General features: G+C 71.8%; 24 protein-coding genes. 10 read left to right on the top strand and 14 right to left on the bottom strand.

Annotated elements, in window-relative coordinates:
- Window positions 1–81 precede the first annotated feature (81 nt).
- The gene (gene hemB / locus ACZ68P_RS24800) at window positions 82–1,083 is read left to right on the top strand and encodes a porphobilinogen synthase (protein WP_471009711.1); all 1,002 of its coding nucleotides are present in this window, start codon (window positions 82–84) and stop codon (window positions 1,081–1,083) included.
- Here hemB and ACZ68P_RS24795 read toward each other — a convergent pair.
- The gene (locus ACZ68P_RS24795; protein ID WP_471009709.1) at window positions 1,067–1,597 is read right to left on the bottom strand and encodes a hypothetical protein; all 531 of its coding nucleotides are present in this window, start codon (window positions 1,595–1,597) and stop codon (window positions 1,067–1,069) included. The two genes, hemB and ACZ68P_RS24795, sit on opposite strands and share 17 nt — an antisense overlap.
- A gap of 41 nt (window positions 1,598–1,638) precedes the next feature.
- The gene (locus tag ACZ68P_RS24790; protein WP_471009707.1) at window positions 1,639–2,616 is read right to left on the bottom strand and encodes an NAD(P)-dependent oxidoreductase; all 978 of its coding nucleotides are present in this window, start codon (window positions 2,614–2,616) and stop codon (window positions 1,639–1,641) included.
- A gap of 173 nt (window positions 2,617–2,789) precedes the next feature.
- Between ACZ68P_RS24790 and ACZ68P_RS24785 the strand changes: the two genes are divergently transcribed.
- Entirely contained in the window at window positions 2,790–3,059 is a 270-nt protein-coding gene (locus tag ACZ68P_RS24785; RefSeq protein ID WP_471009705.1) for a DUF1876 domain-containing protein, read from the top strand.
- 5 nt (window positions 3,060–3,064) lie between these two features.
- Here ACZ68P_RS24785 and ACZ68P_RS24780 read toward each other — a convergent pair whose 3' ends face one another.
- Complete coding sequence (locus ACZ68P_RS24780) at window positions 3,065–3,772, bottom strand: DUF4232 domain-containing protein (RefSeq protein WP_471009703.1); 708 nt, start codon at window positions 3,770–3,772, stop codon at window positions 3,065–3,067.
- 273 nt (window positions 3,773–4,045) lie between these two features.
- Here ACZ68P_RS24780 and ACZ68P_RS24775 point away from each other — a divergent pair, with 273 nt between their 5' ends.
- Window positions 4,046–5,539, top strand: a complete 1,494-nt coding sequence (locus ACZ68P_RS24775) for a helix-turn-helix domain-containing protein (protein ID WP_471009701.1) — start codon at window positions 4,046–4,048, stop codon at window positions 5,537–5,539.
- A 61-nt stretch (window positions 5,540–5,600) separates the two neighbouring features.
- Here ACZ68P_RS24775 and argS read toward each other — a convergent pair whose 3' ends face one another.
- Window positions 5,601–7,370, bottom strand: coding sequence for an arginine--tRNA ligase (gene argS / locus ACZ68P_RS24770; RefSeq protein ID WP_471009698.1), 1,770 nt, complete (start codon window positions 7,368–7,370; stop codon window positions 5,601–5,603).
- A 249-nt stretch (window positions 7,371–7,619) separates the two neighbouring features.
- Here argS and lysS point away from each other — a divergent pair, with 249 nt between their 5' ends.
- Both lysS and ACZ68P_RS24760 read left to right on the top strand, forming a co-directional pair.
- Window positions 7,620–9,344, top strand: coding sequence for a lysine--tRNA ligase (gene lysS, locus ACZ68P_RS24765; protein WP_471009697.1), 1,725 nt, complete (start codon window positions 7,620–7,622; stop codon window positions 9,342–9,344).
- Window positions 9,345–9,605: 261 nt separating this feature from the next.
- A complete protein-coding gene (locus tag ACZ68P_RS24760; RefSeq protein WP_471009696.1) occupies window positions 9,606–9,812 on the top strand; it encodes a hypothetical protein in 207 nt (68 codons plus the stop codon).
- Between the two features lie 16 nt (window positions 9,813–9,828).
- On the opposite strand, the gene ACZ68P_RS24755 is transcribed toward ACZ68P_RS24760, so the two are convergent.
- The 3 genes from ACZ68P_RS24755 to ACZ68P_RS24745 all read right to left on the bottom strand — a co-directional run bounded on the left by ACZ68P_RS24755 (window position 9,829) and on the right by ACZ68P_RS24745 (window position 13,025).
- On the bottom strand, window positions 9,829–11,133 hold the full coding sequence (locus ACZ68P_RS24755; protein WP_471009693.1) for a DUF2637 domain-containing protein: 1,305 nt from the start codon (window positions 11,131–11,133) through the stop codon (window positions 9,829–9,831).
- 132 nt (window positions 11,134–11,265) lie between these two features.
- A complete protein-coding gene (locus ACZ68P_RS24750) occupies window positions 11,266–11,997 on the bottom strand; it encodes a DUF3558 family protein (protein WP_471009691.1) in 732 nt (243 codons plus the stop codon).
- Window positions 11,998–12,113: 116 nt separating this feature from the next.
- Entirely contained in the window at window positions 12,114–13,025 is a 912-nt protein-coding gene (locus ACZ68P_RS24745; RefSeq protein ID WP_471009690.1) for a DUF3558 domain-containing protein, read from the bottom strand.
- 174 nt (window positions 13,026–13,199) lie between these two features.
- Between ACZ68P_RS24745 and ACZ68P_RS24740 the strand changes: the two genes are divergently transcribed.
- Complete coding sequence (locus ACZ68P_RS24740) at window positions 13,200–14,393, top strand: RtcB family protein (RefSeq protein ID WP_471009754.1); 1,194 nt, start codon at window positions 13,200–13,202, stop codon at window positions 14,391–14,393.
- 58 nt (window positions 14,394–14,451) lie between these two features.
- On the opposite strand, the gene ACZ68P_RS24735 is transcribed toward ACZ68P_RS24740, so the two are convergent.
- From ACZ68P_RS24735 to ACZ68P_RS24725, 3 genes are all read right to left on the bottom strand, one after another.
- Window positions 14,452–15,303, bottom strand: coding sequence for an SANT/Myb-like DNA-binding domain-containing protein (locus ACZ68P_RS24735; protein ID WP_471009688.1), 852 nt, complete (start codon window positions 15,301–15,303; stop codon window positions 14,452–14,454).
- Between the two features lie 152 nt (window positions 15,304–15,455).
- Window positions 15,456–16,220, bottom strand: a complete 765-nt coding sequence (locus tag ACZ68P_RS24730) for an SDR family NAD(P)-dependent oxidoreductase (protein WP_471009686.1) — start codon at window positions 16,218–16,220, stop codon at window positions 15,456–15,458.
- A gap of 72 nt (window positions 16,221–16,292) precedes the next feature.
- Window positions 16,293–16,628, bottom strand: coding sequence for a YnfA family protein (locus ACZ68P_RS24725; RefSeq protein WP_471009685.1), 336 nt, complete (start codon window positions 16,626–16,628; stop codon window positions 16,293–16,295).
- A 76-nt stretch (window positions 16,629–16,704) separates the two neighbouring features.
- Here ACZ68P_RS24725 and ACZ68P_RS24720 point away from each other — a divergent pair, with 76 nt between their 5' ends.
- Window positions 16,705–17,187, top strand: a complete 483-nt coding sequence (locus ACZ68P_RS24720; protein ID WP_471009683.1) for a hypothetical protein — start codon at window positions 16,705–16,707, stop codon at window positions 17,185–17,187.
- 16 nt (window positions 17,188–17,203) lie between these two features.
- Here ACZ68P_RS24720 and ACZ68P_RS24715 read toward each other — a convergent pair whose 3' ends face one another.
- On the bottom strand, window positions 17,204–18,610 hold the full coding sequence (locus ACZ68P_RS24715) for an FAD-dependent monooxygenase (protein WP_471009681.1): 1,407 nt from the start codon (window positions 18,608–18,610) through the stop codon (window positions 17,204–17,206).
- Window positions 18,611–18,756: 146 nt separating this feature from the next.
- On the opposite strand from ACZ68P_RS24715, the gene ACZ68P_RS24710 reads away from it, so the two are divergent.
- Complete coding sequence (locus ACZ68P_RS24710; RefSeq protein ID WP_471009679.1) at window positions 18,757–19,317, top strand: TetR/AcrR family transcriptional regulator; 561 nt, start codon at window positions 18,757–18,759, stop codon at window positions 19,315–19,317.
- A gap of 314 nt (window positions 19,318–19,631) precedes the next feature.
- On the opposite strand, the gene ACZ68P_RS24705 is transcribed toward ACZ68P_RS24710, so the two are convergent.
- Window positions 19,632–20,369, bottom strand: coding sequence for a Mut7-C RNAse domain-containing protein (locus ACZ68P_RS24705; protein WP_471009678.1), 738 nt, complete (start codon window positions 20,367–20,369; stop codon window positions 19,632–19,634).
- 86 nt (window positions 20,370–20,455) lie between these two features.
- Here ACZ68P_RS24705 and ACZ68P_RS24700 point away from each other — a divergent pair, with 86 nt between their 5' ends.
- Window positions 20,456–20,905 (top strand): GNAT family N-acetyltransferase, encoded by a 450-nt coding sequence (locus ACZ68P_RS24700; protein WP_471009676.1) that lies wholly within the window; start codon window positions 20,456–20,458, stop codon window positions 20,903–20,905.
- Here the strand turns inward: ACZ68P_RS24700 and ACZ68P_RS24695 are convergent.
- On the bottom strand, window positions 20,902–21,453 hold the full coding sequence (locus tag ACZ68P_RS24695) for a GNAT family N-acetyltransferase (protein WP_471009675.1): 552 nt from the start codon (window positions 21,451–21,453) through the stop codon (window positions 20,902–20,904). The two genes, ACZ68P_RS24700 and ACZ68P_RS24695, sit on opposite strands and share 4 nt — an antisense overlap.
- A 75-nt stretch (window positions 21,454–21,528) precedes the next feature.
- Window positions 21,529–21,774: a hypothetical protein gene (locus tag ACZ68P_RS24690; protein ID WP_471009673.1), complete on the bottom strand. Its 246-nt coding sequence runs from the start codon at window positions 21,772–21,774 to the stop codon at window positions 21,529–21,531.
- 287 nt (window positions 21,775–22,061) lie between these two features.
- Here ACZ68P_RS24690 and ACZ68P_RS24685 point away from each other — a divergent pair, with 287 nt between their 5' ends.
- Window positions 22,062–23,006 carry a substrate-binding domain-containing protein gene (locus ACZ68P_RS24685; RefSeq protein WP_471009672.1) on the top strand — a complete coding sequence of 315 codons (945 nt, stop codon included), beginning with the start codon at window positions 22,062–22,064 and terminating at the stop codon, window positions 23,004–23,006.
- Window positions 23,007–23,236: the final 230 nt, after the last annotated feature.

The raw sequence follows: 23,236 nt of genomic DNA, 5'->3' as shown, positions 1-23,236 counted from the left end.
GTGTGTCCGCAGCGGTGGTGCCGGGGTGGGGCAACAGGGTGTCGGTAAGTGGAGGGGTGGGGCGGGCGTAGCCTCGGGGGCATGAACTCGTACGGATCCTTTCCCGGGGCGCGGCCGAGGCGGCTGCGGACGACTCCCGCCATGCGGCGGATGGTGGCCGAGACGCGGCTGAGTCCGGCCGATCTGATCCTTCCCGCGTTCGTGCGGGAGGGCATCGGTGAGCCCGTGCCGATCGCCGCGATGCCCGGCGTCGTGCAGCACACGCGGGACACCCTGCGGAAGGCCGCCGTGGAGGCGCTGGAGGCCGGGGTCTCCGGAATCATGCTCTTCGGCGTCCCCGAGGACGCCAAGAAGGACGCCGCCGGTACGGCGGGCACGGACCCGGACGGGATCCTCCAGGTCGCGATCAGGGACGTGAGGGCCGAGGTCGGGGACGACCTCGTGATCATGTCCGACCTCTGCCTGGACGAGTACACGGACCACGGTCACTGCGGGGTCCTGGACGCGAGCGGCCGGGTCGACAACGACGCCACGCTGGAGCGCTACGCCGAGATGGCGCAGGTCCAGGCGGATGCCGGAGTCCACGTGGTGGGGCCGTCCGGGATGATGGACGGCCAGGTCGGCGTGGTCCGCGACGCGCTGGACACGATCGGCAAGGAGGACGTGTCGATCCTGGCGTACACGGCGAAGTACTCCTCCGCCTTCTACGGGCCCTTCCGCGAGGCCGTCGGCTCGTCGCTGACCGGCGACCGCAAGACGTACCAGCAGGATCCGGCGAACCTCCGCGAGTCGATGCGCGAGCTGGCGCTCGACCTGGAGGAGGGCGCGGACATGGTCATGGTGAAGCCCGCGGGCCCCTACCTCGACGTGCTGGCGAAGGTCGCCGAGGCCGTGGACGTGCCGGTCGCGGCCTACCAGATCAGCGGTGAGTACGCGATGGTCGAGGCGGCGGCCGAGCGGGGCTGGATCGACCGGGACAAGGCCGTCCTGGAGACCCTGACCGGGATCAGGCGCGCGGGCGCGCGGATGATCCTGACGTACTGGGCCACCGAGGCCGCGAGGATGCTCAGCCGCGAGGTCTGACGAGTCCTCGGCAGGGACGGAACCGCACGGCGGTTCCGTCCCCTTCGTCGTCGTGGGCGGTGAGGACGCGCACGGCCTTGCCGTCCTCGCCGCGGTGGACGTACTGGGCCACCCCCGTCTCGGACGGGGCGGTGCCGAGCGTGCGGAGAGGCCCCTCCCGGAGGACGACCGAGCGTTCGTAGCGATACCGGCCGGGCGGGCCGACCGAGATCAGGGCCTGGACGGAGTCGGCGATGGCCCGCTGGTTGGCCGGGTCGGCGGCGAAGGCGTGGTGGGCGGCGGCGTCGGTCCACTGGGCGTAGTTGAGGATCGTCAGCCCGTCGGAGCCCGCCAGGCAGTAGCGGCCGAGGAACGACTCCGGCAGCCGGGCCTCCGCCCAGGCGTCGATGACGCCGTCCATGACCGCCTGCCGGCGCTCCGCGTCCGGTGTCCGCCACTCCGAGATCAGCACCAGGCCGGCGTCCGGGCGGCCGAAGTCGGGGAACGACGAGGACTCCACTAAAACGTTAGTCATACCTAACAGTTTCCGGACCTGGAACCGACCGTGCAAGTGAATTAACGGAGAGTGAGCATCGGCGTGAGCCGGGACAGTCCGTCCGCCGCGTGCCCGGCGGCGACGGCCCGGTCCAGGAGCGCCTGGAAGGGCTCGAAGAGCTCCCCGCTGATCCCCTGGTCGCGGTAGGCCGCCAGGAAGTTCGGGAAGGCCGCCCGGTTCACCGCCAGGCTGGAGACGTCGGTCAGGTGCTGCCCCGAGTCGACCGCCCGGGCCATCTCCGGGACCGTACCGAGCATCGCGGTGATCCAGGCCACCAGCAGCTCGCCGAACTCCTCGGCGCCGACGTTCTCCGTACGGGCCAGGGCCAGGGCCTGCACCACCCCGATGACCATCCCGTACATGCCGGTCAGCAGACCGAGGTCGTACAGGGCCGCGAGCCCCGGGTCGCCGCCCGTCCAGCGGGTGCCGCCGAGGGCCGCGAGGGTGGGGCGGTGGGTCTCGTACGCCGTCTCGTCCCCGCTGTAGAAGACGTACGCGTGCGGGCCGGCGATCATCTGCGGGACCGCCATGATGCCGCCGTCGACGTACCGGGCGCCGTGCCGCTCCGTCCACGCGGAGAGCGCGCGGGCCTGTGCGGGGGTGCCGTTGGTCAGATTGACCAGGGTCCTGCCCTCCAGCCGGTCGGGGAGCGTGGCGAGGAGGCCCTCGACGTCCTCGTTCGTCAGCAGGCACAGGACCACGAGCGGGCTCGCCGCCACCGCGTCCGCCGCCGACCCGGCGGGCAGGGCGCCCCGCGCGACCAGCGGGCCGGTCTTGGCGGGGGAGCGGTTCCAGACGGTGACCCGATGGCCGGCGTCGAGGAACGCGGCGGCCAGGGCGCTGCCCATCATGCCGAGGCCGAGGACGGAGACCTGGGCGGGGCTCCGGGCAGGGTCCTGGGCAGGCTCCTGGACGGGGTCCTGCCCAGGACCCTGGACGGTGGGCTCGGCGCGGGGGCTGACGTTCTCGGACAGGGGAGTGGACGGGGTTTCGGGCATGGGGGTGCTCCAGGACTCGGGACCGGGGTGTCGGGCCGCCGTCTCGCGGCCCGACGCCGATCCTTCTCCGGGGCGGTTCGCCCCACAAGTACCGACTTTCCGGTCAGCTACGCACCGATTGGTAAGGATGGGCCGGGCGGCGCACCCTGGTAGTACCGCTGGAGGTGGTCCTCATGCAGACACTCGTCGGCTGGCACATCGAGATGGAGTTCCAGGAGGACGGCGACCGGACCAGGGCCGCCGCCATGGTGAGGCTCGGCGACGGCACGGAGTACCGCGCCCAGGGCAGCGCGCACCGGCATCCCTCGGATCCGGAACAGCTGCGGGTGGGAGAGGAGATCGCGGGCGCACGCGCGCTCATGGACCTCGCCTCCCAGCTGTTGCAGAAGGCGCACACGGAGATCGACGAGGTGTCGGGAAGGACGTCCCACCCCCTCGGCTGACCGGCTCAGAAGGTCAGTGCCTGGTCCATCTCGCGCTGCCAGTACGTGACCCTGGCGTCGTCGTCGGCGTACGTGCCGCTCGGCGCCGCCAGCGTCGTACCGCTGCCCACCGAGCCGCCCGAGCCGCCGCCCGGGGCGAAGTGGACGGACAGCTTCTGCACGGTCCGGCCGTGCGCCTCGGGGCCGCCGCCCCGCTCGCCCGAGAGCAGGACGGAGGCGTGGGCGGAGGCGCCCGGGGAGAGGGTGACGACGGCCTGCGGGCGGGACGCGTCGACGACGCCGAGGGGGGCCTGGGCGTCGTCGAACCCGACGAACGGCGCGCCGTAGGCGTTGCAGGCGCGGCTGCCGGTGTTGGTCACGGTCAGGAGAAGGTGGTTGAGGGGGCGGGTCACCTTGCTCGCGACGACCTTGGTCGTGGCGCCGGTGCAGGGCGTGGTGACCGGGCCGTCGTCCTCCGCGTCGGCCCGGTGCTTTCCGCCCGGCTTCGACGACCGACCGGGCGACCCGTTTGCGGACGAGGCGCCCGAGGACCGCTCGTTGGACGGCTCGGTGGACGGCTTCGCCGCCGGGTCCTGCCCGGTCGAAGGCGTCGACGCCGATGGCTTCGGGGCGGAGGCGGCGGGCTCGCCGCCGTTCCCCTGGCAGGCGGTGAGCGACAGCGCCGCGAGCAGGGCGGTGGCGGCGGTCGTGGTGACACGAGTGGTGAGGCGCATGGGTGTTCCCCCGTGAAGTCCGATGAACGGCCTGATCAATGACGGTTGATCAGCGCGATGACGATGACGGTGCAGGCGATCAGCACCGCGGCGGCCACGGCGTCCGTGGCCCGGCTGCTCGGCATGGCTCATACCCTGCGGCCCCCGGCGCTCCGTCGGCAATCGGCACGGGACAATGGGGGACGCTGGAACGCACGCACCTACCGTGACCTGGGGGAACGACCCTTCCCTGGAACGCGTTCCTGAGACGGCGAAACGAGGGGGACGGGGCAGGTGGCAACGGAGACGGGCGGTTTCGCGGAGCTCGTACGCGGACTGAAGGAGCGATCCGGGCTCAGCTACGGGGCGTTGGCCAAGAAGCTGCACATGAGCACGTCGACGCTGCACCGGTACTGCAACGGGGACGCCGTCCCCACGGAGTTCGCGCCCGTCGAACGGCTGGGGCGGCTCTGCGGTGCGACGCGCGAGGAGATGATCGCCCTTCACCGCAGCTGGATCGTGGCCGACGACACCAGGAGGCGGCGATCGGTCACGGAGCCGGCCGCCGCGGTCACTCCGGCTGCTCCGGCTGCTCCGGTGGTGGACGTGGCGGCTGATGAGGTGGCTGAGGCCCGTGGGGTCCCTGAGGCTCCTGGGGGGCCGTCAGCCGCCGAGACGGCAGCTGACGCGGCGGTCGAGTCGGTCGAGACCGCCGGGATCACCGAGTCGGCTGGGAGCGCGGGGACTGCCGCGACCGCCGGGACCACCGAGGCCGCCGCGCCTGCCGTGTCCGCCGAGCCGGGCGACTCGGAGAGGGACCCGACCGGCCGGCCCGAACCCGTCGTCACCGTCGGAGCCTCCTCCCCGGCCGCTCCCCGCTCCCGCAAGCGGCTGCGGATGGTTCTCGCCGCGGCCGCCGTCGTCGCGCTCGCCGTGCCCTTGGCCTACGGCATCGGCCGGACGGTTTCCGAAGATCCCGTCGGCGGGAACAAGGGCGGGCGGGCCGCGGCCGGTCCCTCCGAGGTGCCCGGCGTGCGCGTCTCCCCCAGCGGCTCGCCGGCCACCACCTCCCCGTCCGCCTCCGCACCCACCGCCTCCGCGAAGCCCTCGGGCGCGTCCGCGCCTCCGAGCCGTACGAAGGACACCGCGGCGCCCGGCGGCAAGTCGGCCGGAACTCCCCTGCGCGCGGGCGTGAGCTCGTACAACTGGGCGGGACCCTGCGGGCAGCACTACCTGCTCGACCGGCGGCCCGACCAGGTCCCGCCGCCGCCCTCGCCGCAGGAGTCCCGCCGCTGGGCGGCGCCGTTCGACGGGGTCGACGCCGGCCATGTGTACCTGGAGCTCACGGCCACCGGCCGCACGGACGCCGCCGTGGTCGTCACCGGCATCCACGTACGGGTGGTGGAGCGTGCCGAGCCCCTCGACCGGGCGGTCTACGCCATGGGCGAGGGCTGCGGCGGCGGCGTCACGCCCCAGACCTTCGACATCGACCTCGACGCGGCGCGCCCGTCCGCCAGGCCCATCGCGGGCCAGGACGGCGACAACAGGGTGCCCGCCAAGGACTTCCCCTTCAAGGTGTCCACGAGCGATCCCCAGGTCTTCAACCTCGACGTGCACACCGAGGGACATGTCGTCTCCTGGTACCTGGAGCTGGAGTGGAGCGACGGCGAGCGGCGCGGCACGATCGTCGTCGACGACGGCGGCAAGCCGTTCCGGGTCAGCGCCATGGAGGGCAGGAAGCTCTACACCTACCAGTACGACAAGAACGAGTGGGCCGCGGGGGAGTGAACGAAGGCCCCGGCGCCGTACGGATACGGTGCCGGGGCCCTCGTCGTGACGCGGTGTCCCGTCAGAGACGCTCGGGCGTCCGGATGCCCAGCAGGGCCAGGCCCCGGTGGAGCGTGCGGGCCGTCAGGTCGCAGAGGAACAGCCGGTTCTCCGCGACCTCCTTCGGCGGCGCCGGCTTGATGACGGGGCACTGGTCGTAGAACGTCGTGTACAGCGACGCCAGCTGGTACAGATACGCCGCGACCTTGTGCGGGGCGTACTCCTCGGCGGCCTCGGCCAGGGTCTCCGCGAACCGGTCCAGGTGCAGACCGAGCGCGCGCTCCGCCGGGGCCAGCTCCAGCTCCGGGTGGGCGACCGGAGTGAACTCGCCCGCCTTGCCGAAGATCGACCTGATCCGCGCGTACGCGTACTGGAGGTACACCGACGTGTCGCCGTTCAGCGACACCATCTGGTCCAGGTCGAACTTGTAGTCCCGCGCCGCCGACGTCGACAGGTCCGCGTACTTCACCGCGCCGATGCCGACGAACCGACCGTTCTCGGCGATCTCCGCTTCGGTCAGGCCGACCTTCTCGGCCTTCTCGCGCACGACCGCCGTCGCACGGTCCACGGCCTCGTCCAGCAGGTCCACCAGCCTGACCGTCTCGCCCTCACGGGTCTTGAACGGCTTGCCGTCCTTGCCGAGGACCGTGCCGAAGGCCAGCTGCACGGCCTTGACCTCGTCGTTCAGCCAGCCGGCCCGGCGGGCCGTCTCGAAGACCATCTTGAAGTGCAGGGACTGCCGGGCGTCGACCACGTACAGCAGGGTCGTCGCCTTCAGGTTCCGCACCCGGTCGCGGATCGCCGACAGGTCGGTCGCCGCGTAGCCGAAGCCGCCGTCCGACTTCTGCACGATCAGCGGGGTCGGGTTGCCGTCCGGGCCCTTGACGTCGTCGAAGAAGACGCACAGCGCGCCGTTCGACCGCACCGCGACGCCCGACTCCTCGAGGATGCGGCAGGTCTCCACCAGCATGTCGTTGTAGCCGGACTCGCCGACGACGTCCGGGTCGCGGATGTCCATGTCGAGCTTGTCGAAGACGGAGTAGAAGTAGATCTTCGACTCGTCGACGAACCGCTGCCACAGCGCGAGGGTCTGCTCGTCGCCCGCCTGGAGGTCGACGACCCGCGCCCGAGCCCGCGTCTTGAACTCCTCGTCGGAGTCGAACAGCGCGCGCGAGGCCTTGTACAGCCGGTTGAGGTTCGACATCGCCTCTTCGCCGGAGACCTCCTCGCCGGAGGAGTGGTCCAGCTCGTGCGGGTGCTCGATCAGGTACTGGATGAGCATGCCGAACTGGGTGCCCCAGTCGCCGATGTGGTGGCGGCGGACCACCGACTCGCCGGTGAACTCCAGGATCTCGACCATCGCGGCGCCGATCACGGCGGAGCGGAGGTGGCCGACGTGCATCTCCTTGGCCACGTTCGGCTGGGCGTAGTCGATCACCGTCGTGCCCGCGTCCTCCGCGAACGGCACGCCGAGACGGTCGTCGGCCGCGCGGGCGGCGAGGGTCCGCACGATCGCCTCGTCGGTGACCGTGATGTTCAGGAAGCCGGGGCCCGAGACCTCGATCTCCTTCAGGACGTCGTTCGCCGGGATCGCGCCGACGACCTGCGTCGCCAGCTCACGCGGATTGCCCTTGAGCCGCTTGGCCAGGGCCAGGATGCCGTTGGCCTGGAAGTCCGCCCGGTCGCTTCGTCGCAGCAGCGGGTCGGCGGAACCGGCCTCCGGCAGGGCTGCCGAGAGACCTTCCGCGAGGCGCTGCTGCACGGTCGAAGCGAGGGAAGGGACCGAGGCCATGAGCTTCCGTTCCTGAGTCGTCGTGTTCCGGTTCCCGGGTCGGTTCCGGAAGGGCTGTTTCGCCTGTCAAGTGTCCCATGGGCGGGCAACGCGTTTTCGCCGCCCGCTCGCGCCCCTTCGGCCGGTGGTTCGGCCGGTGGACGGACTCGGACCTGTGGACAACCTCCGAGCGCGTCGTTCCGTCTGGGAGAATGACTGACGTAAGGCTGTAAGGCTCCGAGGGAACCAAGGAAGAAGGACGAACCGACCGTGGCTCAGAGCAGCACCGAGACCGACTGGGTCTCCCGTTTCGCGGACGAGGTCATCGCCGAGTCGGAGCGACGTGCGCCTGGCAAACCGGTGGTCGTCGCCTCCGGCCTCTCCCCCTCCGGCCCCATCCACCTGGGCAACCTCCGCGAGGTCATGACCCCGCACCTGGTCGCCGACGAGATCCGCCGCCGGGGCCACGAGGTCCGGCACCTCATCTCGTGGGACGACTACGACCGGTACCGCAAGGTGCCGAACGGCGTCGAGGGCGTCGACGCGTCGTGGGAGCAGCACATCGGCAAGCCGCTGACGTCCGTGCCCGCCCCGGCCGGATCGGCGTACGCGAACTGGGCCGAGCACTTCAAGGCCGCCATGGTCGAGTCCCTGGCCGAGCTGGGCGTCGAGTACGACCCCATCAGCCAGACCGAGCAGTACACGGCCGGCACCTACCGCGAGCAGATCCTGCACGCGATGAAGCACCGCGGCGACATCGACGCGATCCTCGACCAGTACCGCACCAAGAAGTCCCCGGGGAAGAAGTCGCAGAAGCCGGTCGACGAGGCCGAGCTGGAGGCCGAGGAGGGTTCCGGCGCGGCGAGCGAGGACGACGGCTCCGGCGGCGCCGGCGGGTACTTCCCGTACAAGCCCTACTGCGAGCGGTGCGAGAAGGACCTGACGACGGTCACGTCCTACGACGACGAGACGACCGAGCTGGCGTACACCTGCACGGCGTGCGGCTTCGCCGAGACCGTCAAGCTGAGCGAGTTCAACCGCGGCAAGCTGGTCTGGAAGGTCGACTGGCCGATGCGCTGGGCCTACGAAGGCGTGATCTTCGAGCCGTCGGGTGTGGACCACTCCTCGCCGGGCTCGTCGTTCGTCGTCGGCGGCCAGATCGTGCGGCAGGTCTTCGACGGCGTCCAGCCGATCGGCCCGATGTACGCCTTCGTCGGCATCAGCGGCATGGCCAAGATGTCCTCCTCGCGCGGCGGCGTCCCCACGCCGGCGGACGCGTTGAAGATCATGGAGGCGCCGCTGCTGCGCTGGCTGTACGCGCGCCGCAAGCCCAACCAGTCCTTCAAGATCGCCTTCGATCAGGAGATCCAGCGGCTCTACGACGAGTGGGACAAGCTGGAGTCCAAGGTCCAGGACGGGAGCGTGCTGCCCGCCGACGCCGCCGCGTACGCCCGTGCCGCGCGCACGGCGGCCGGTGAGCTGCCGCGCACCCCGCGCCCGCTGCCGTACCGGACGCTCGCCTCGGTCATGGACATCACGGCCGGACACGACGAGCAGACCCTGCGCATCCTGACCGAACTGGACCCGGAGAATCCCGTCAGGTCCCTGGACGAGGTGCGGCCGCGCCTCGACCGCGCCGAGAACTGGATCACCACCCAGGTCCCCGCCGACCAGCGCACCATCGTCCGCGCGGAGCCCGCCACGGAGCTGCTCGGCTCCCTGGACGACGAGGGGCGCGAGTCGCTTCGCCTGCTCCTGGAGGGCCTGGACACGCACTGGTCGCTCGACGGCCTGACGACGCTCGTCTACGGCGTCCCGAAGGTCATGGCCGGACTCGACCCCGAGGCCAAGCCGACCCCGGAGCTGAAGGTCGCCCAGCGCGCCTTCTTCGCCCTGCTCTACAAGCTCCTGGTGAGCCGCGAGACCGGACCGCGTCTGCCCACGCTGCTCCTTGCCGTGGGCGCGGACCGGGTGCGCAAGCTGCTCGGAGCCTGACGGCCCGCGGGAGGCCCGCGCCTGCCACCGGCCGCCTGGCGCTTGACGCCTGTAAGCCTGGCGAACGAGAAGGCCGCCGCCCGAACCCCGGGCGGCGGCCTTCCGCGTCCCCATGGCTCTCGGCGCCTTCCGCGACTCTCGGCCTCCCGCGGTCCCTCGGGCCTTCCGGCGCCTTCCGCGGCCCTTCTGCATCCTTCGGACGAGGCGCGATTCGGTCGTGGGCATGACGCACACGCGCGAGAGGCGGGAGACCGTGGAGGCATGAAGAACGAAGCCATCGCAGTCATCGGCTGGATCGCCCTCGTCCAAGGGGCACTCGGCGCGGGAGGGCAGCTGTTCGGGGACAAGCCCTGGGGACTGCTCCACAAGTGGTGGGACATCCCGACGGCCGGCTACCTCGTCATCGCGGCCGCCGGAATCGCCCTCGCCCTGTGGGGCGAGAGCGCGAAGAAGCGCCCCACGACCTGAACACCGCGCGCGGTGATCAGGCGATGTGGTTCTCCGCCAGCTCCTGCTCCATGCGCTGCCGCAGAGCGGGCATCAACTGGCGCAGCATCGAGGCGCTGCGGGGGTGCCGCACGCCGTACCGGTCGCTCAGCAGTATGTCGAGCTGCTCGACGCTCGGCGGCTGCTGGTTCTCCTCGACGTACATCCACATCGCCTTGTACGCGACGTCCGCGAACTCCTCAAGCGGCGGCTCCGGCTCGACGTACTCCGCGTACTCCTCGAACCGCTCCGGGTGCTCCGGGCCCGCGGCCGGCACGTCCTCGGGGCCCTGCGGAACGGCCACCGGCGTGGGCTCCAAGCCCTCGACGTACTGGGGGGCGTAGGCGTTCTCGTACGCCTCCGGGGGAAGCTGCTGGGCCTGGAACCACGGGCTCTCGTGGTTCGCGGCCGCCAGCTCCTGCGCCGCGAGCTCCTGCGCGGTCGGCTCCTGTCCGCCCTGCGCGCCCGGTCCGGTCCGGTCCTGCGCGGCCTGGCCCCGCGGGCCCCGCACCAGCTCCGGAGTCTGCGGCTGGGCCTGCACCTGCGCCTGGGGACGGCCCGAGGCGAGGGACCCGAGCGGACCGGACGCCGCGGGCGCCGCGGGTACCAGCGCCGGCTCCACGCCCGCCGCGGCGAGACCGGCCGCGGCCGTCTCCGCCAGCGGCACCCCGTACTTCGCCAGCCGCAACGGCATCAGCGCCTCCACGGGCGCCTTCCGCCGCCACGCCCGCCCGAAACGGGCCTGCAGCCGCGCCTGGTAGATCAGCCGGTCCTGCTCCAGCTTGATGACCTGCTCGTACGACCGCAGCTCCCACAGCTTCATCCGCCGCCACAGCCGGAACGTGGGGATCGGCGACAGCAGCCAACGGGTCAGCCGGACGCCCTCCATGTGCTTGTCGGCCGTGATGTCCGCGATCCGGCCCACCGCGTGCCGCGCCGCCTCCACCGCGACCACGAACAGCACCGGGATGACGGCGTGCATGCCCACACCCAGCGGGTCCGGCCACGCGGCCGCGCCGTTGAACGCGATCGTCGCCGCCGTCAGCACCCACGCCGTCTGACGCAGGAGCGGGAAGGGGATCCGGATCCAGGTCAGCAGCAGGTCGAGTGCGAGCAGCACACAGATGCCGGCGTCGATGCCGATGGGGAAGAAGTAGGAGAAGTCGCCGAAGCCCTTCTCCACGGCGAGCTCGCGCACGGCGGCGTACGAACCCGCGAAACCGATCCCGGCGATGACCACCGCGCCGGCGACCACCACCCCGATCAGAATCTTGTGCGTGCGTGTCAGCTGCACCGCGGCCACCCGCGATCCCCTCCCGTCATTCGACATCTCGCGGGCACAGCGTGGCACACGTGTGCGGAGCCCGGCCCTCGGGGGAGGGCCGGGCTCCGCGGAAACCTGCGCATATGCGGGTGTTCGAGGTGAGTCGAGAACCTACTTGTTGGCCGCCGCGACCGCTGCCACGGCCTCCCGGGTGGCCTTCACCGCGCCGTCCAGGATCGTCTTGTCGCTCGGGGTGGCGGCCCCGGCGTAACCGGCTCCGTTGTAGGAGAGCAGCACGACGACGTTGCCCGTGCGCGCCACGATCGAGGCGTACTCGAAGTCCTCGTTCGTCTTGCGCAGTTCGTAGGTGACGGCGCTGGCCTCGTCGCCGATGCCGCCCGCGGCGGTCGTCCGCAGCTTCTTGGCACCCTCGGTGGCCTGGATCTTGGCCAGTTCCTTGGCGAGGTTCTCCTGGGCACGGTCCTGACCGCTGCCGAGCGAGTCGTCGGACGTGTACCGGTAGAAGGAGATGTCGAGCCAGCGGTACTGGGAGCCCTTCACGCCCTTCTCGTCCAGACCGTTCCACGAACAGCCGCCGCGCCGGGTGAGGTCGGTGGACGCCGCCGCCGTGCCGTTCTTCGTCTTCGCCTTGGGCACCAGGGCCGCGGTCGTCTTCGACGAGATCGACTTGCAGAAGTCGGGCAGCTTCGCGTACTTCGCGGGCTCGACCTTCGGCTTCGACGGCGTGGGCCGCGGGGCGGCGGAGGACGCCGACCCCTTGCCCTTGTCCGGAGCCGAACCGGAACCGCCGTCGGAGTCCGAGGAGCAGCCGGCGACGACGAGCATCACCGGGACGGCTGCGCAGGCGAGTATGCGGGTGAGTCGCGGGGCTGATCGGTGCATGGTTCCTTCAGTCGCTTGTCGTACGGGTCGGTCGCTTGTCGTACGGCCTGGGCGGCGGCCACGGTACGCCGACACGGTACGTGGTCGCCGCGGCCTCACGGAGCGTCGCCGTCCGGCTACTCCTCCAGGCGCTCGGCGAGCAGACGGGCCAGATTCTGGGCCCTTTCCTGCAGCTCCCGGCTGTCCGGCGCCACCGTGGGATCGGTCACCTGCTCCAGATATTCGACGGTCACGATCACGTTGGATGTGCGGAACACCACGCTCACCGCGCGATGGTGGTCGCTGGATCCCCCGGTGACGAGGGCGTCGTCGAGGAAGGCCACGTCGCCGAGGCCGTCCAGGACCCGGGGCTCCAGACCGGTGGGAGAACCGGTGGCCGGGGCGGTCGGAGGCGTGCCGGTAGGGGTGCCGGGGCTGCCGGTGGTGGCGGTGGGACTCGGAGTGCCCGAGGCGCCGGGTGTGCCGGTGCCCGAGGCGGCGCCGGTCCCGGGTGTATCCGGGGTGCCCGGCGTGCCGGCGGGAGTCTGCGGGGACGGCTGCGTCCGGGCGGGCTGCGGGAGGTCCGCCGCCGTCTGCTTGCGGTCGAACACCTCCTGCGCGCGGTCGTCGTCGCTGACGGCGGGGTCGTACGACACCACGCGTTCGATGTCGAGGACGAGACGGTGCGAGGCGTCGGGGGCGTCGGCCTTCCAGGTGCAGCCGACGCGGCGGTCGGTGTCGTACGTGGCGGTCGCCGTGCCGCGGTACGCCTTGTTCCGCTCCGGCTCCGGCAGTTCGGCGGCGCCGGGCAGCAGGTCCTTGAGCGTGGCCGGCGCGACGGCGCGGCAGGGCTCGAAGAGGGTGCGGTACCGGCCGGGCGGGGCGACGGCGGTGACGGGGCCCGCCTTGGAGTCGACGGTCGCGTGGCCGCCGCCCCCTCCCGCCGAACATCCGGTGAGGCCCGCCCCGATGCCGATCCCCAGCGCCAGCGCGGCCGCCGTGAACGCCGAGGGCCGTGTGCGGCCGGGTCCGTACGCCTGTCGCTGCACGCTCCCAGGCTCCCTTCTCCCGGGGTCGCCCCCGAAAACTGTTTGCCGCCGGATGTCGGCCGATGGACACAATGTGTATCGCACGCACTGCCGTCGATGCCGGTCCGTCGTCACCTGTACGGGCCTTGGTGCCGGTTTTTGCGTTTTCAGGCTTTTCGGGGGAATCGAGGAAGTATGTCGTACGTGGAAGTACCGGGCGCGCAGGTGCCCATCCGGATGTGGGCCGATCCTTCCACGGTCGAGGGCGGCGCCATGCAGCAGCTCCGGAACGTGGCGACGCTGCCGTGGATCAAGGGCCTGGCCGTGATGCCGGACGTGCATTACGGCAAGGGCGCGACGGTCGGGTCGGTGATCGCGATGCAGGGGGCGGTGTGTCCGGCGGCGGTGGGCGTCGACATCGGCTGCGGCATGTCGGCGGTCAAGACCTCGCTGACGGCGAACGACCTGCCGGGGGACCTGTCGCGGCTGCGGTCGAAGATCGAGCAGGCGATTCCGGTGGGCCGGGGGATGCACCGGGACGAGGTGGATCCGAAGCGGCTGTACCAGTTCCCGACGTCGGGCTGGGACGACTTCTGGTCGCGGTTCGACGGGATCGCGGATGCGGTCAAATTCCGTCGCGAACGTGCCGCGTTGCAGATGGGAACGCTCGGATCCGGGAATCACTATGTCGAGTTTTGTATCGATGTGTCCGGTTCTGTCTGGCTTACCCTGCACTCGGGGTCGCGGAACATCGGCAAGGAGCTGGCCGAGTACCACATCGGCGAGGCGCAGAAGCTGCCGCACAATCAGGGGCTGGTCGACCGTGACCTGGCGGTCTTCGTCGCGGACACGCCGCAGATGGCGGCCTACCGGAACGACCTCTTCTGGGCACAGGAGTACGCGAAGTACAACCGCGCGATCATGATGGCGCTCTTCCAGGAGGTCGTGCGCCGGGAGTTCCGCAAGGCGAAGGTCACCTTCGACCAGATCATCTCCTGTCACCACAACTACGTGGCGGAGGAGCGGTACGAGGGCATGGACTTGCTGGTCACCCGTAAGGGCGCGATCCGGGCCGGCTCCGGAGAGTACGGGATCATTCCGGGTTCTATGGGGACGAGCTCGTACATCGTGAAGGGTCTCGGGAACGAGGCGGCGTTCAATTCGGCTTCCCACGGCGCGGGCCGGAGGATGAGCCGGAGCGCGGCGAAGCGCCGTTTCACGACGAAGGATCTGGAGGAGCAGACGCGGGGCGTCGAGTGCCGTAAGGACTCCGGCGTCGTGGATGAGATTCCGGGTGCCTACAAGCCGATCGAGCAGGTGATGGAGCAGCAGCGGGACTTGGTGGAAGTAGTCGCGAAGCTGAAGCAGGTCATCTGTGTGAAGGGTTGAGCGGTACGGCGCCGGAAGAGGGCCGACGCTCAGCGGTGGCCCCCTTCCGGCGTCGGGGTCAGCTCTTCTTCGACAGCCGCCAAAGGCGGAGCTTGCAGGATGATGGGGTCCTGCCCAGTCGGGCAGCGACCTCATCGATGCTTGTGGCGTCGATCAGGGCGTGATCCTCCATGGCGGTCCACGAGCGTTTCTGGCGCAGCGGGGGCATGTCGGCGGGGCGGGCCCAGGTGCTGACGTCAGCTGCCGCAGCCCTCTTGCGTTCGAGCGCGAGGGCGCCAGGGGTGTAGAGGTGTCGGGCGACCGCGACGCCAGCCTCGCGCATGTACATGATGTTGTAGACGCCGTCACGCGCATTACGCCCGGCCAGTCGCTGGATGCCGAGCGCTCGCTTCGTGTAGTGACACAGGTAGGCGGCGATGGCCGTGCTGGCGGTCGTGAGGCTCACGAACGGGAGGCCGTCCTTGGTGAAGCCCACCGATCCGTCGGCGTCGATGATGCCTCGGAGGTAGTCGGGGCGGGAGAAGGGAACGCGTGGGGGAGCGATTCCTTTCGACTTGCGGCCGTAGGGGAGGCCAAGCCGATTGAGGGTGGTCCGGGCCTCCAGCGCGCACAGGGTCCAGGTCGCCGAATGATGGTTCTGTGCGAAGTTCGTGGTGCGCACCCGTTCGGTGATGCGGGTGCTGTAAGGGGTCATCTGCTGGAACGCACGGAGGATGGCGATGTCCCGCACGTTGAGTTCCACGGTCAGTCGCCCCTTGAGGCCGGTACCGGCTGCGAGGTGGCCGTCGGCTTGCAGAAAGCCGAACATGTAGGCGTAAGCGGGGTCTTCCAGATCCATAAACGAGGCGGCCGTGGGTCCGAGAGCGTTGATGTCGAAGAGCGCGGGCGCGCTAGGGTCCTGTTCAGCCATGGGAAGTCGAGCCTTCTGATGGTGAGGCCCTCGGCCGGGATTGCCGTCCCGGCCGAGGGCCGTTCTGTATGGAGTTGTCACCGAAGTTAGGCCGGGTCTTCGAAACGCGTCCTGGTATTCGCGATCGTTCACACGGACGTGTGAACGCATGGTCAGATCTCGCGGTGGACCTTGGTGTTGGAGGCCTGGGCGCGGGGGCGGACCACCAGGAGGTCGATGTTGACGTGGGAGGGGCGGGTGCAGGCCCAGGTGATGGTGTCGGCGACGTCGTCCGCGGTAAGGGGCTCCGACACGCCCGCGTAGACCTTGGCGGCCTTCTCGGTGTCGCCGCGGAAGCGGGTGGTCGCGAACTCGTCGGTCTTCACCATGCCGGGGGCGATCTCGATGACGCGGACGGGGGTGCCGACGATCTCCAGGCGGAGGGTCTCGGCGAGGACGCGGGCGCCGTTCTTGGCGGCGACGTAACCGCCGCCGCCTTCGTAGGTCGAGTGGCCCGCGGTGGAGGAGAGGACGACGACCGTGCCGTCGCCGCTCGCGATGAGGGCGGGGAGCAGGGCCTGGGTGATGTTGAGGGTGCCGATGACGTTGACCTCGTACATCCGGCGCCAGTCCTCGGGGTCGCCGGTGGCGACGGGGTCCGCGCCCAGCGCGCCGCCCGCGTTGTTGACCAGGACGGCGATCGTGCGGAAGGCCGTCGCGAAGGTGTCGACGGCGTCCCGGTCGGTGACGTCGAGGGCGTACGCCGTGGCCTGGTGGCCGGCCTCGTTGATCTCGGCGGCGAGGGTCTCGATGCGGTCCTTGCGGCGGGCGGTGAGGACCACGCGGTATCCGGCCGCGGCGAGCTGCCGGGCCGTGGCCGCGCCGATGCCGCTGCTCGCTCCGGTGACGACGGCGATGGGGGTGGCGGCGGCAGTCATGGCGTGCTCCTCGCGCGTGGGTTCGATGACGTCGATCGCTTGGTCAGGATAGGTGGCGGGCGTCGTCGCCCGTCAGCGGGCGCGGGGCGCGTACATGATCACGGCCATGCCGGCGAGGCAGATCAGCGCCCCGATCACGTCCCACCGGTCCGGGCGGTATCCGTCGGCCACCATGCCCCAGGCGATCGAGCCGGCGACGAACACTCCGCCGTAGGCGGCGAGGATGCGGCCGAACTCGGCGTCGGGCTGGAGGGTGGCGACGAAGCCGTAGACGCCGAGGGCGATCACTCCGGCGCCGATCCATGCCCAACCGCGGTGTTCCCGGACGCCCTGCCAGACGAGCCAGGCGCCGCCGATCTCGAAGAGGGCGGCGAGGGCGAACAGGGCGGCGGAGCGGGCGATCAGCATGCGGTCAGCGTGCCATGGGGACACGCGGGCTGATGGATAGTCAGACGATATGCGGATCTATCGGTATCTTCGGGGCATGTGTGCGATGCGCAAGGCTCTGCTCGGTGCGGCCCTGGTGGCCGCTGTGATGGTCGGTGCGGGCGGCACGGCCCGTGCGGCCGGTCCGGAGGCCGCTCCCGAGGCGGACCTGGCCCACCACGGTCATGTGTCCCTCTGGGACGCGCGGCTGGGGCTCCGGCTGGTGAGTGAGAACCACGGGCCGGCGCACGTGTCCCAGGCGACCGTGCGACTCGGCTTCTCCCATCCGCTGGCCGGCGGGCAGCGGCTGCCGGCGGCCTGCCTGTGGGTCAGCGACCGGATCATCGCCTGCCGGACGGGTGAGCTGCGGGCCGCGGGGGCGGCCGGCGAGCTGACCTTGGACCTGCGGGCGGCAGGATCCCCGGACGAGCTGACCGTCGACATCGGCACCGTCTGGAGCGACGGCGCCGCCGACCGCAACCCGGAGAACGACCGGCACCGCGTGCTCGTCCTGGCGACCGGCGACCCCTACGTCTTCTGACCTCGGGACAGGGCTCTCAGCCGCTCGCGCGGCCGGTCCGGAGTGCGTAGCCGTCGGGGCGGACCAGCAGCACCGTGCGGCGGGCGGGGTCGGCCCAGGTCGCCCGTATGAGACGCGCGGGCGAGACGGGGGCGGCCGGTGGGAGGGACGGACGGGCGCCGGCGGGGGCGATGAGGACGAATTCGCCCCCGCGCAGCAGTTCGTAGAGCCTGCCCTCGCGCAGTTCGACGTCCGGGACGCGCGCGCCGTCGCGGCCGTACGCGATGCCGATCCCGCTGACCATGCCCATGATCTTGGCGGAGACGGGCCTCATGAGCGTGACCAGAGGGGGGACGACGGTGCGGGCGGCGCGCAGTAACGGGCCGCGCGCCATGGCGAGGCGGATGATCGCTCCGCTGCTGCGCAGCACGGCCGCGCCCACCGGGTGCCGTTCGGTCTGATAGCTGTCGAGGAGGGCCTCGGGCTCGGCGGTGTCCCCGCGCAGGACGGCGGCGAGCTTCCAGGAGAGGTTGGCGGCGTCCTGGAGGCCGGTGTTCATGCCCTGTCCTCCGGCGGGGGAGTGGACGTGGGCGGCGTCCCCGGCGAGGAAGACGCGGTTCACGCGGTAGGCGGGGGCCTGGCGCTCGTCGCTGTGGAATCGGGAGATCCAGCGCGGGTCGTGCATGCCGTAGTCGGTGCCGAAGGCGCGGCGGGCGATGGCGCGCACCTCTTCGAGGTCGACGGGCTCGCTGTCGGGGACCTGGCGGCCGCGGTCCCAGCCCATCACGCGATACCACCCGTCACCGAAGGGGGCGATGAAGCCGAAGGCGTCCCCGACGCCGTTGACCGTGAGGAGCTCCGCCGGCGCCTCGGCGAGGCGGACGTCGGCGAGCACGAGGGAGCGGATCACCGACGAGCCGGGGAAGGGCAGTCCGAGCGTGGCGCGCACGGCGCTGCGCACACCGTCGGTGCCGACGACGTACCGCGCGCGGAGGGTGCCGGGGGTGCCCTCGGGCCCGGTGATCGCGGCGGTCACGCCGTCGGTGTCCTGGGTGAGCCCGCGCAGCTCGGTGTCGTGACGGAGATCCACACCTGTGGACAGCGCGCGGTCCGCGAGCAGCTTCTCCACTTCGTACTGCGGGGTGACGAGGAGGTACGGGAAGCGGGAGGGGAGCCGGCCCAGGTCGAGGGTGAGACGGCGGAAGAGGCGCAAGCGGGTGATCCGGCTGCCGGTGGCGACCAGGTCGTCGGCGAGGCCGCGGGCGTCGAACAGCTCCAGGGTGCGGGCGTGCACGGCGAAGGCGCGGGTCATGTTGGCGATGCCGGGCGGGCGCCGCTCGATCAGGGTGACGCGCGCGCCGGAGGCGGCGAGGTCACCGGCGAGGAGCAGGCCGGTGGGGCCGGCGCCGACGACGAGCACGTCCGTGTCCAGGTGGTGGTCCATGACTGCCTCCCAGGGCCGGGGCCGGCGCGCGGACGCGCCGACACAGGGGCTGCGACGTAGGCCAACGGGTGTTGGTCAACGCTTGTTGGCAACGTTACGGCCGCCTGCGATGGAGTGTCAACACCCGTTGGCCTACACTTGTGGACATGACGACCGCCCGCCGCTCCGACGCCACCCGCGCCGCGATCCTCGAGGCCGCCCGCGAGCGTTTCGCGACGGACGGCTACGAGCGCGCCACCATCCGGGCCATCGCCCGCGACGCCGACATCGACCCGTCGATGGTGATGCGCTACTACGGCAACAAGGAGGGCCTATTCGCGGCGGCGTCCGAGTTCGACCTGCGCCTGCCCGAGCTGGGCGCGCTGCCGGACCGGCACGTGGGGGCGGTTCTCGTCACGCACTTCCTCGACCGGTGGGAGCGTGACGACGTCCTGACCGGGCTGCTGAGGGTCGGCGTCACCAACGCCGTCGGCGCCGAGCGGATGCAGGCGATCTTCGCCGAACAGCTCGGTCCCGTCACGCGCGGAGTCTGTCCCGACCCCGCCGACGCGCCTCGGCGTGCCGCGCTCGTCGCCTCCCAGATCCTCGGCGTGGCGCTGACCCGCTACGTCCTGCGACTGCCGCCCGCGGTCGAGATGTCCCGCGACGAGATCGTCGCGTGGCTCGCCCCGACCGTCCAGCGGTACCTGACGGCCGAGCGGCCATAGGTCACACCGGCCGTGGAGGACACCGGCCGTGGAGAACACCGGCCATAGGCCACACCGGCCGTGGAGGACACCGGCCGTGGAGAACTTCGGCCGTGGAGGCCATGGGCCGTGAAGAACACCGGCCGGAAGGAAGCATGCCGGCAGGAAGCCAGGCGGAAGGAGGCCAGGCGGTGGTGGCGGGAAGGCCGTCACCGGCTGCCCGCGTGGGCCGCCCGCGTGGAACGGCCGGTCACGCGGCCCGACCCCCGGGAGCGCCCGTCATCCGGCCGTCCTCATCCGGCCCAGGTCCGCCGCCGCCCGTCATCCGGCCCCGGTCAGCGGGCCGTCGCGCCGCCGAAGTCGCGCAGGGCGTCGGTGACGATCGCCTCCAGGCGGGCGTGGTGGGCGCCCCGCCAGTACACCCGCTCGCACGCCGTGCACCGCGCGAAGACGTCGTACGTCTTCTCCGTGCCCTGCTCCAACTGCTCGCGCACCGAGTCCTTGTCCGCGTCCGTGAGCTCGCCGTTGCAGGCGGTGCAGCGGGTCCACGGCCTCAGGGCCGGAGCGAACCGCTCCAGTACGTCCCGGAGCTGGTCCTCCGGCCGGTCGCTGTACACGTACGCCCCGGCCCACAGCTCCCGCCTGCGCAGCAGCCCCCGGTCCCGCGAGAGCATCACCCGCCGCTCCCGGGCCGACAGCGCGGCCAGCGCCGGATCGCCGATGTCCTCGCTCTCGTAGGCCGCGTCGACCCCCAGCAGCCGCAGGCGCCTGGCCAGCGTGCCGAGATGGACGTCCAGCAGGAACCTGAGCGGGGCGCCGGGCACCGGCTGGGGACGTTCGACGCCCTCCACCTCCACCGTCTCGCCCGCCGCCGGGATGTGCGAGACGCCGACCGGGACCCCGTCCACGAACAGCCGCCCCGCCTCGGTCAGCGGAACGCCGAGCGACTCCACGACGTGGCCGAGCGTCGAGACGCCGTCCGTCACCACGGTGGTGCGCCCCGAGCGCCGGTCCGCGGCCACGAAGAGCCGCAGGCCGGGCGCGAAACTGATCTGGATCTCCGGTCCGTTCACGGGGACAGGATGTCACCGGCGCCCGCCGTCCGGCCAGGGAATTCGGACCGCCGCCCCGGCCGCCACCCCTGCGATACGGTCCCGCCATGAAGATCATCGACCTCCCGCCCGGCGACCCGCGCCTGGAGTCCGACCTGCTTCCCGTCCTGAGCGAGCTGCGCCCCCACCTGACCCCGCGGCTCTTCGCCGAGGTGTACGACCGCGGCCACGCCCAGGGGCTCCGCTTCTCCGCCGCCTACGGCGACGAGAGCACCTGCGTCGGCGTCGCCGGCTGGCGGATCGTCGACAACACCAGCGCGATCCGCACGCTGTACGTCGACGACCTGGTGACCGCCGCCTCCGCCCGCTCCACCGGTGTGGGACACGCTCTCCTGGCCCACCTGGAGGAGCACGCGCGCGAGGCCGGCTGCCACGCGCTCAATCTCGACTCCGGCACGCACCGCACCGGTGCCCACCGCTTCTACCTCCGCGAACGCCTCGACATCGTCGCCTTCCACTTCGCCAAGTCGCTCGCCGCCCCTGCCGAGACTCCTTAGCCGTTCCGTCCCGGCGGGAGCAGCTCCAGACGCCAGTCGTTGCAGCGCATCGGGCGGCCGGGCGGGTACTCGAAGGCCTCCTCGCCGAGCAGTTCGAAGCCGGCCTTGCGGCACACGGCGTTCGAAGGACCGTTGTCCGTCGAGGGGAAGGCGTGCAGGAAGCGGTACGCGCCCCCGGTCCGGGCGCTCTCGGCCCGGGCCCGCTCGGCCACCGCGCGCGTGGCGGCGGTCGCGACGCCGCGTCCCTGGAAGCCGGGGAGCACCGTCCAGCCCGTCTCGTACACCTGCTCCCCGTGCCAGGTCTTCTTCCAGAAGCCGATGCTGCCGACCGCGACCTCCTCGGGGAGGAGCACGATCCGGAACATCCGCCCCGCGCCGGTGGTGTCGGCGCTGAGATCCACGTAGCGCCGGTGCCGCCCGGCAAGAGCCTCCTCCGGCTCGGGGCCGCCGAGATGCTCCATGAGTTCCGGCGCGTTCATGGCCCGCAGCAGCTCGACGTCGGACGCGGCCCACGGCTCGAGACGCACGGGTGAGGCAACGAGGTCCATGGCCGGACTCTAGGGCGTGCGCCGCGCGGCCGGATCCGTGACCGGGATTCCGGCGGCCGGAGTCCCGGGGCGGGCTCAGCGCAGCCGGCCTGCCGAGCCCAGGGAGAGCCGGGAGACCACCTGGCCGAAGGTGTCCTCCTCCGCCGCGGTGAGCGGGATCGTCTCCCTCGGGTGCCAGACCCGGTCCAGAGGGGTGGCCGCCCGCGCGCGGCGGGCGCGGGAGCGCAGGCCGTAGGCCGTCCCCAGCGCCGCCGAGACGGCGAACAGGCCGAGGAGCGAGAGCACACGGGGGGCCGAGTACGGGCGGTGCGAGGACGACATGGCTGACTCCAGGCGAGAGGGCCGCTACGCCGGTGCGCCTCGGTGGACGATGCGTACCTCCGGCGCCCGCGTACGGCGCTGACGGTTCCTACTGCTTCCTCCCGACCTGTTCAGTAAACACCCGTCGACGGCCTTTCGGCAGGGCGGGCCGGAACGGGCCGCGCGCGGCGGCCGGGATGCGCCGGAGGGAGGCGCCGAAGACCGCCGGAGGCGCTCTTGTGCGGGTGCGGGAAGCCCTCCAAGGTGGCGGGCAGAGGGTTATTTCCGGCCGGGGAGGGAGCAACCGGATGTCGGACGCGGGTGTGTGGGAGTTCGTCGACGACAGGGGCGCGGCGGTGACGGCCGCGCGGAAGCCGGAGCGGGTGGTGGCCTACGTGCGGGCCGGGGCGGCGCTGCGGGACCTCGGGGTGACACCGGTGGCGGTGTACGGCTCCGGGCACGACGGGACCGTGCTCGATCCGGTCAAGGCGGGCGACCTGGCGGCGGCCGGTGTGCCGTACCTCGGTCCCGGGCGGAGCCTGGACGAGGAGGCGCTGCGCGGCCTGCGGCCCGACCTGGTGGTCGAGGTGACGTACGACGGGAAGAGCCCGTACGCGCTGGACGAGGCCGTCGCCGAGCGGGTCGGGGTGCCGCTGGTCGCGCTGTCGGTGGGCAACGAGACGACCCTGGCGGAGATCATCGGACGGTTCGGCGAGCTGGGGGCCGCGCTGGGGGCGGCCGACGGGGGCGCGGGGCCGGGAGCGGGCGCGGATGCGGGCTCCGACGTGGACTTCCGCGCGGGCTCCGGGCCGCTTCCCGGTGCGGGCTTCGGCGCGGTGGAGCAGGCCGAGGACACCCTGCGGGCCGCCGTCTCCGACGGAGGAGCCGAGATCGGCGTCCTCGTGCTCTCCGGCGCCGGCCGCGACCAGGCCCACCTGGCGCGTCCACACGCCTGGCCCGAGCTGGCGCGGCTCGTCGAGCTGGGGGTGCGGGTCCTGGACCCGGGGCCCGGGCCCGGCGCGAACTGGCTCACCGCCGACTGGGAGCACGCCGCACGGCTCCGGCCGGATCTCGTCCTCTTCGACAGCCGGGCCAACGCCGTCCAGCCCTCGGACCTCCCGCCCGTGGGCCACGCGCGCGTGGCGCCCTGGAACCCGGAGACCCCGCCGAGCCCCGCGGCGTACGCCCGCTTCTTCGACGACCTCGCCCGGGCCCTGCGGGACCACCGGACCGAAGCCGCTCCACCGAGGTAGCCACGCCCGCGCCGCGCGTTCTTTTGGGGCTCGGTTCGCCTCCGGGCGCTGAGAGCCGGGCTCACACGCCCGTACGTGCTCACCCGACTTCCTCTCGGGGGCTCGGTTCGCCCCCGGGCGCTGAGAGCCGGGCTCACACGCCCGTACGTGCTCACCCCCTCGTTCCTCGGGGGCTGCGCGCGTTCGTCCGTGTTCCCCCGGCGCGCCCTTCGGCTCACTCGCCGGGGCCC

It is taken from the genome of Streptomyces sp. NPDC036822, from assembly GCF_055609145.1.
This window is presented reverse-complemented; position numbering and strand designations above follow the sequence as displayed.

Bases quoted from the DNA above. Each gene is read 5' to 3' on its own strand.
- hemB (WP_471009711.1), top strand. From the start codon at position 82: ATGAACTCGTACGGATCCTTTCCCGGGGCGCGGCCGAGGCGGCTGCGG.
- ACZ68P_RS24795 (WP_471009709.1), bottom strand. From the start codon at position 1,597: ATGACTAACGTTTTAGTGGAGTCCTCGTCGTTCCCCGACTTCGGCCGC.
- ACZ68P_RS24790 (WP_471009707.1), bottom strand. From the start codon at position 2,616: ATGCCCGAAACCCCGTCCACTCCCCTGTCCGAGAACGTCAGCCCCCGC.
- ACZ68P_RS24785 (WP_471009705.1), top strand. From the start codon at position 2,790: ATGCAGACACTCGTCGGCTGGCACATCGAGATGGAGTTCCAGGAGGAC.
- ACZ68P_RS24780 (WP_471009703.1), bottom strand. From the start codon at position 3,772: ATGCGCCTCACCACTCGTGTCACCACGACCGCCGCCACCGCCCTGCTC.
- argS (WP_471009698.1), bottom strand. From the start codon at position 7,370: ATGGCCTCGGTCCCTTCCCTCGCTTCGACCGTGCAGCAGCGCCTCGCG.
- ACZ68P_RS24760 (WP_471009696.1), top strand. From the start codon at position 9,606: ATGAAGAACGAAGCCATCGCAGTCATCGGCTGGATCGCCCTCGTCCAA.
- ACZ68P_RS24750 (WP_471009691.1), bottom strand. From the start codon at position 11,997: ATGCACCGATCAGCCCCGCGACTCACCCGCATACTCGCCTGCGCAGCC.
- ACZ68P_RS24740 (WP_471009754.1), top strand. From the start codon at position 13,200: ATGTCGTACGTGGAAGTACCGGGCGCGCAGGTGCCCATCCGGATGTGG.
- ACZ68P_RS24735 (WP_471009688.1), bottom strand. From the start codon at position 15,303: ATGGCTGAACAGGACCCTAGCGCGCCCGCGCTCTTCGACATCAACGCT.
- ACZ68P_RS24730 (WP_471009686.1), bottom strand. From the start codon at position 16,220: ATGACTGCCGCCGCCACCCCCATCGCCGTCGTCACCGGAGCGAGCAGC.
- ACZ68P_RS24725 (WP_471009685.1), bottom strand. From the start codon at position 16,628: ATGCTGATCGCCCGCTCCGCCGCCCTGTTCGCCCTCGCCGCCCTCTTC.
- ACZ68P_RS24720 (WP_471009683.1), top strand. From the start codon at position 16,705: ATGTGTGCGATGCGCAAGGCTCTGCTCGGTGCGGCCCTGGTGGCCGCT.
- ACZ68P_RS24715 (WP_471009681.1), bottom strand. From the start codon at position 18,610: ATGGACCACCACCTGGACACGGACGTGCTCGTCGTCGGCGCCGGCCCC.
- ACZ68P_RS24710 (WP_471009679.1), top strand. From the start codon at position 18,757: ATGACGACCGCCCGCCGCTCCGACGCCACCCGCGCCGCGATCCTCGAG.
- ACZ68P_RS24700 (WP_471009676.1), top strand. From the start codon at position 20,456: ATGAAGATCATCGACCTCCCGCCCGGCGACCCGCGCCTGGAGTCCGAC.
- ACZ68P_RS24695 (WP_471009675.1), bottom strand. From the start codon at position 21,453: ATGGACCTCGTTGCCTCACCCGTGCGTCTCGAGCCGTGGGCCGCGTCC.
- ACZ68P_RS24690 (WP_471009673.1), bottom strand. From the start codon at position 21,774: ATGTCGTCCTCGCACCGCCCGTACTCGGCCCCCCGTGTGCTCTCGCTC.
- ACZ68P_RS24685 (WP_471009672.1), top strand. From the start codon at position 22,062: ATGTCGGACGCGGGTGTGTGGGAGTTCGTCGACGACAGGGGCGCGGCG.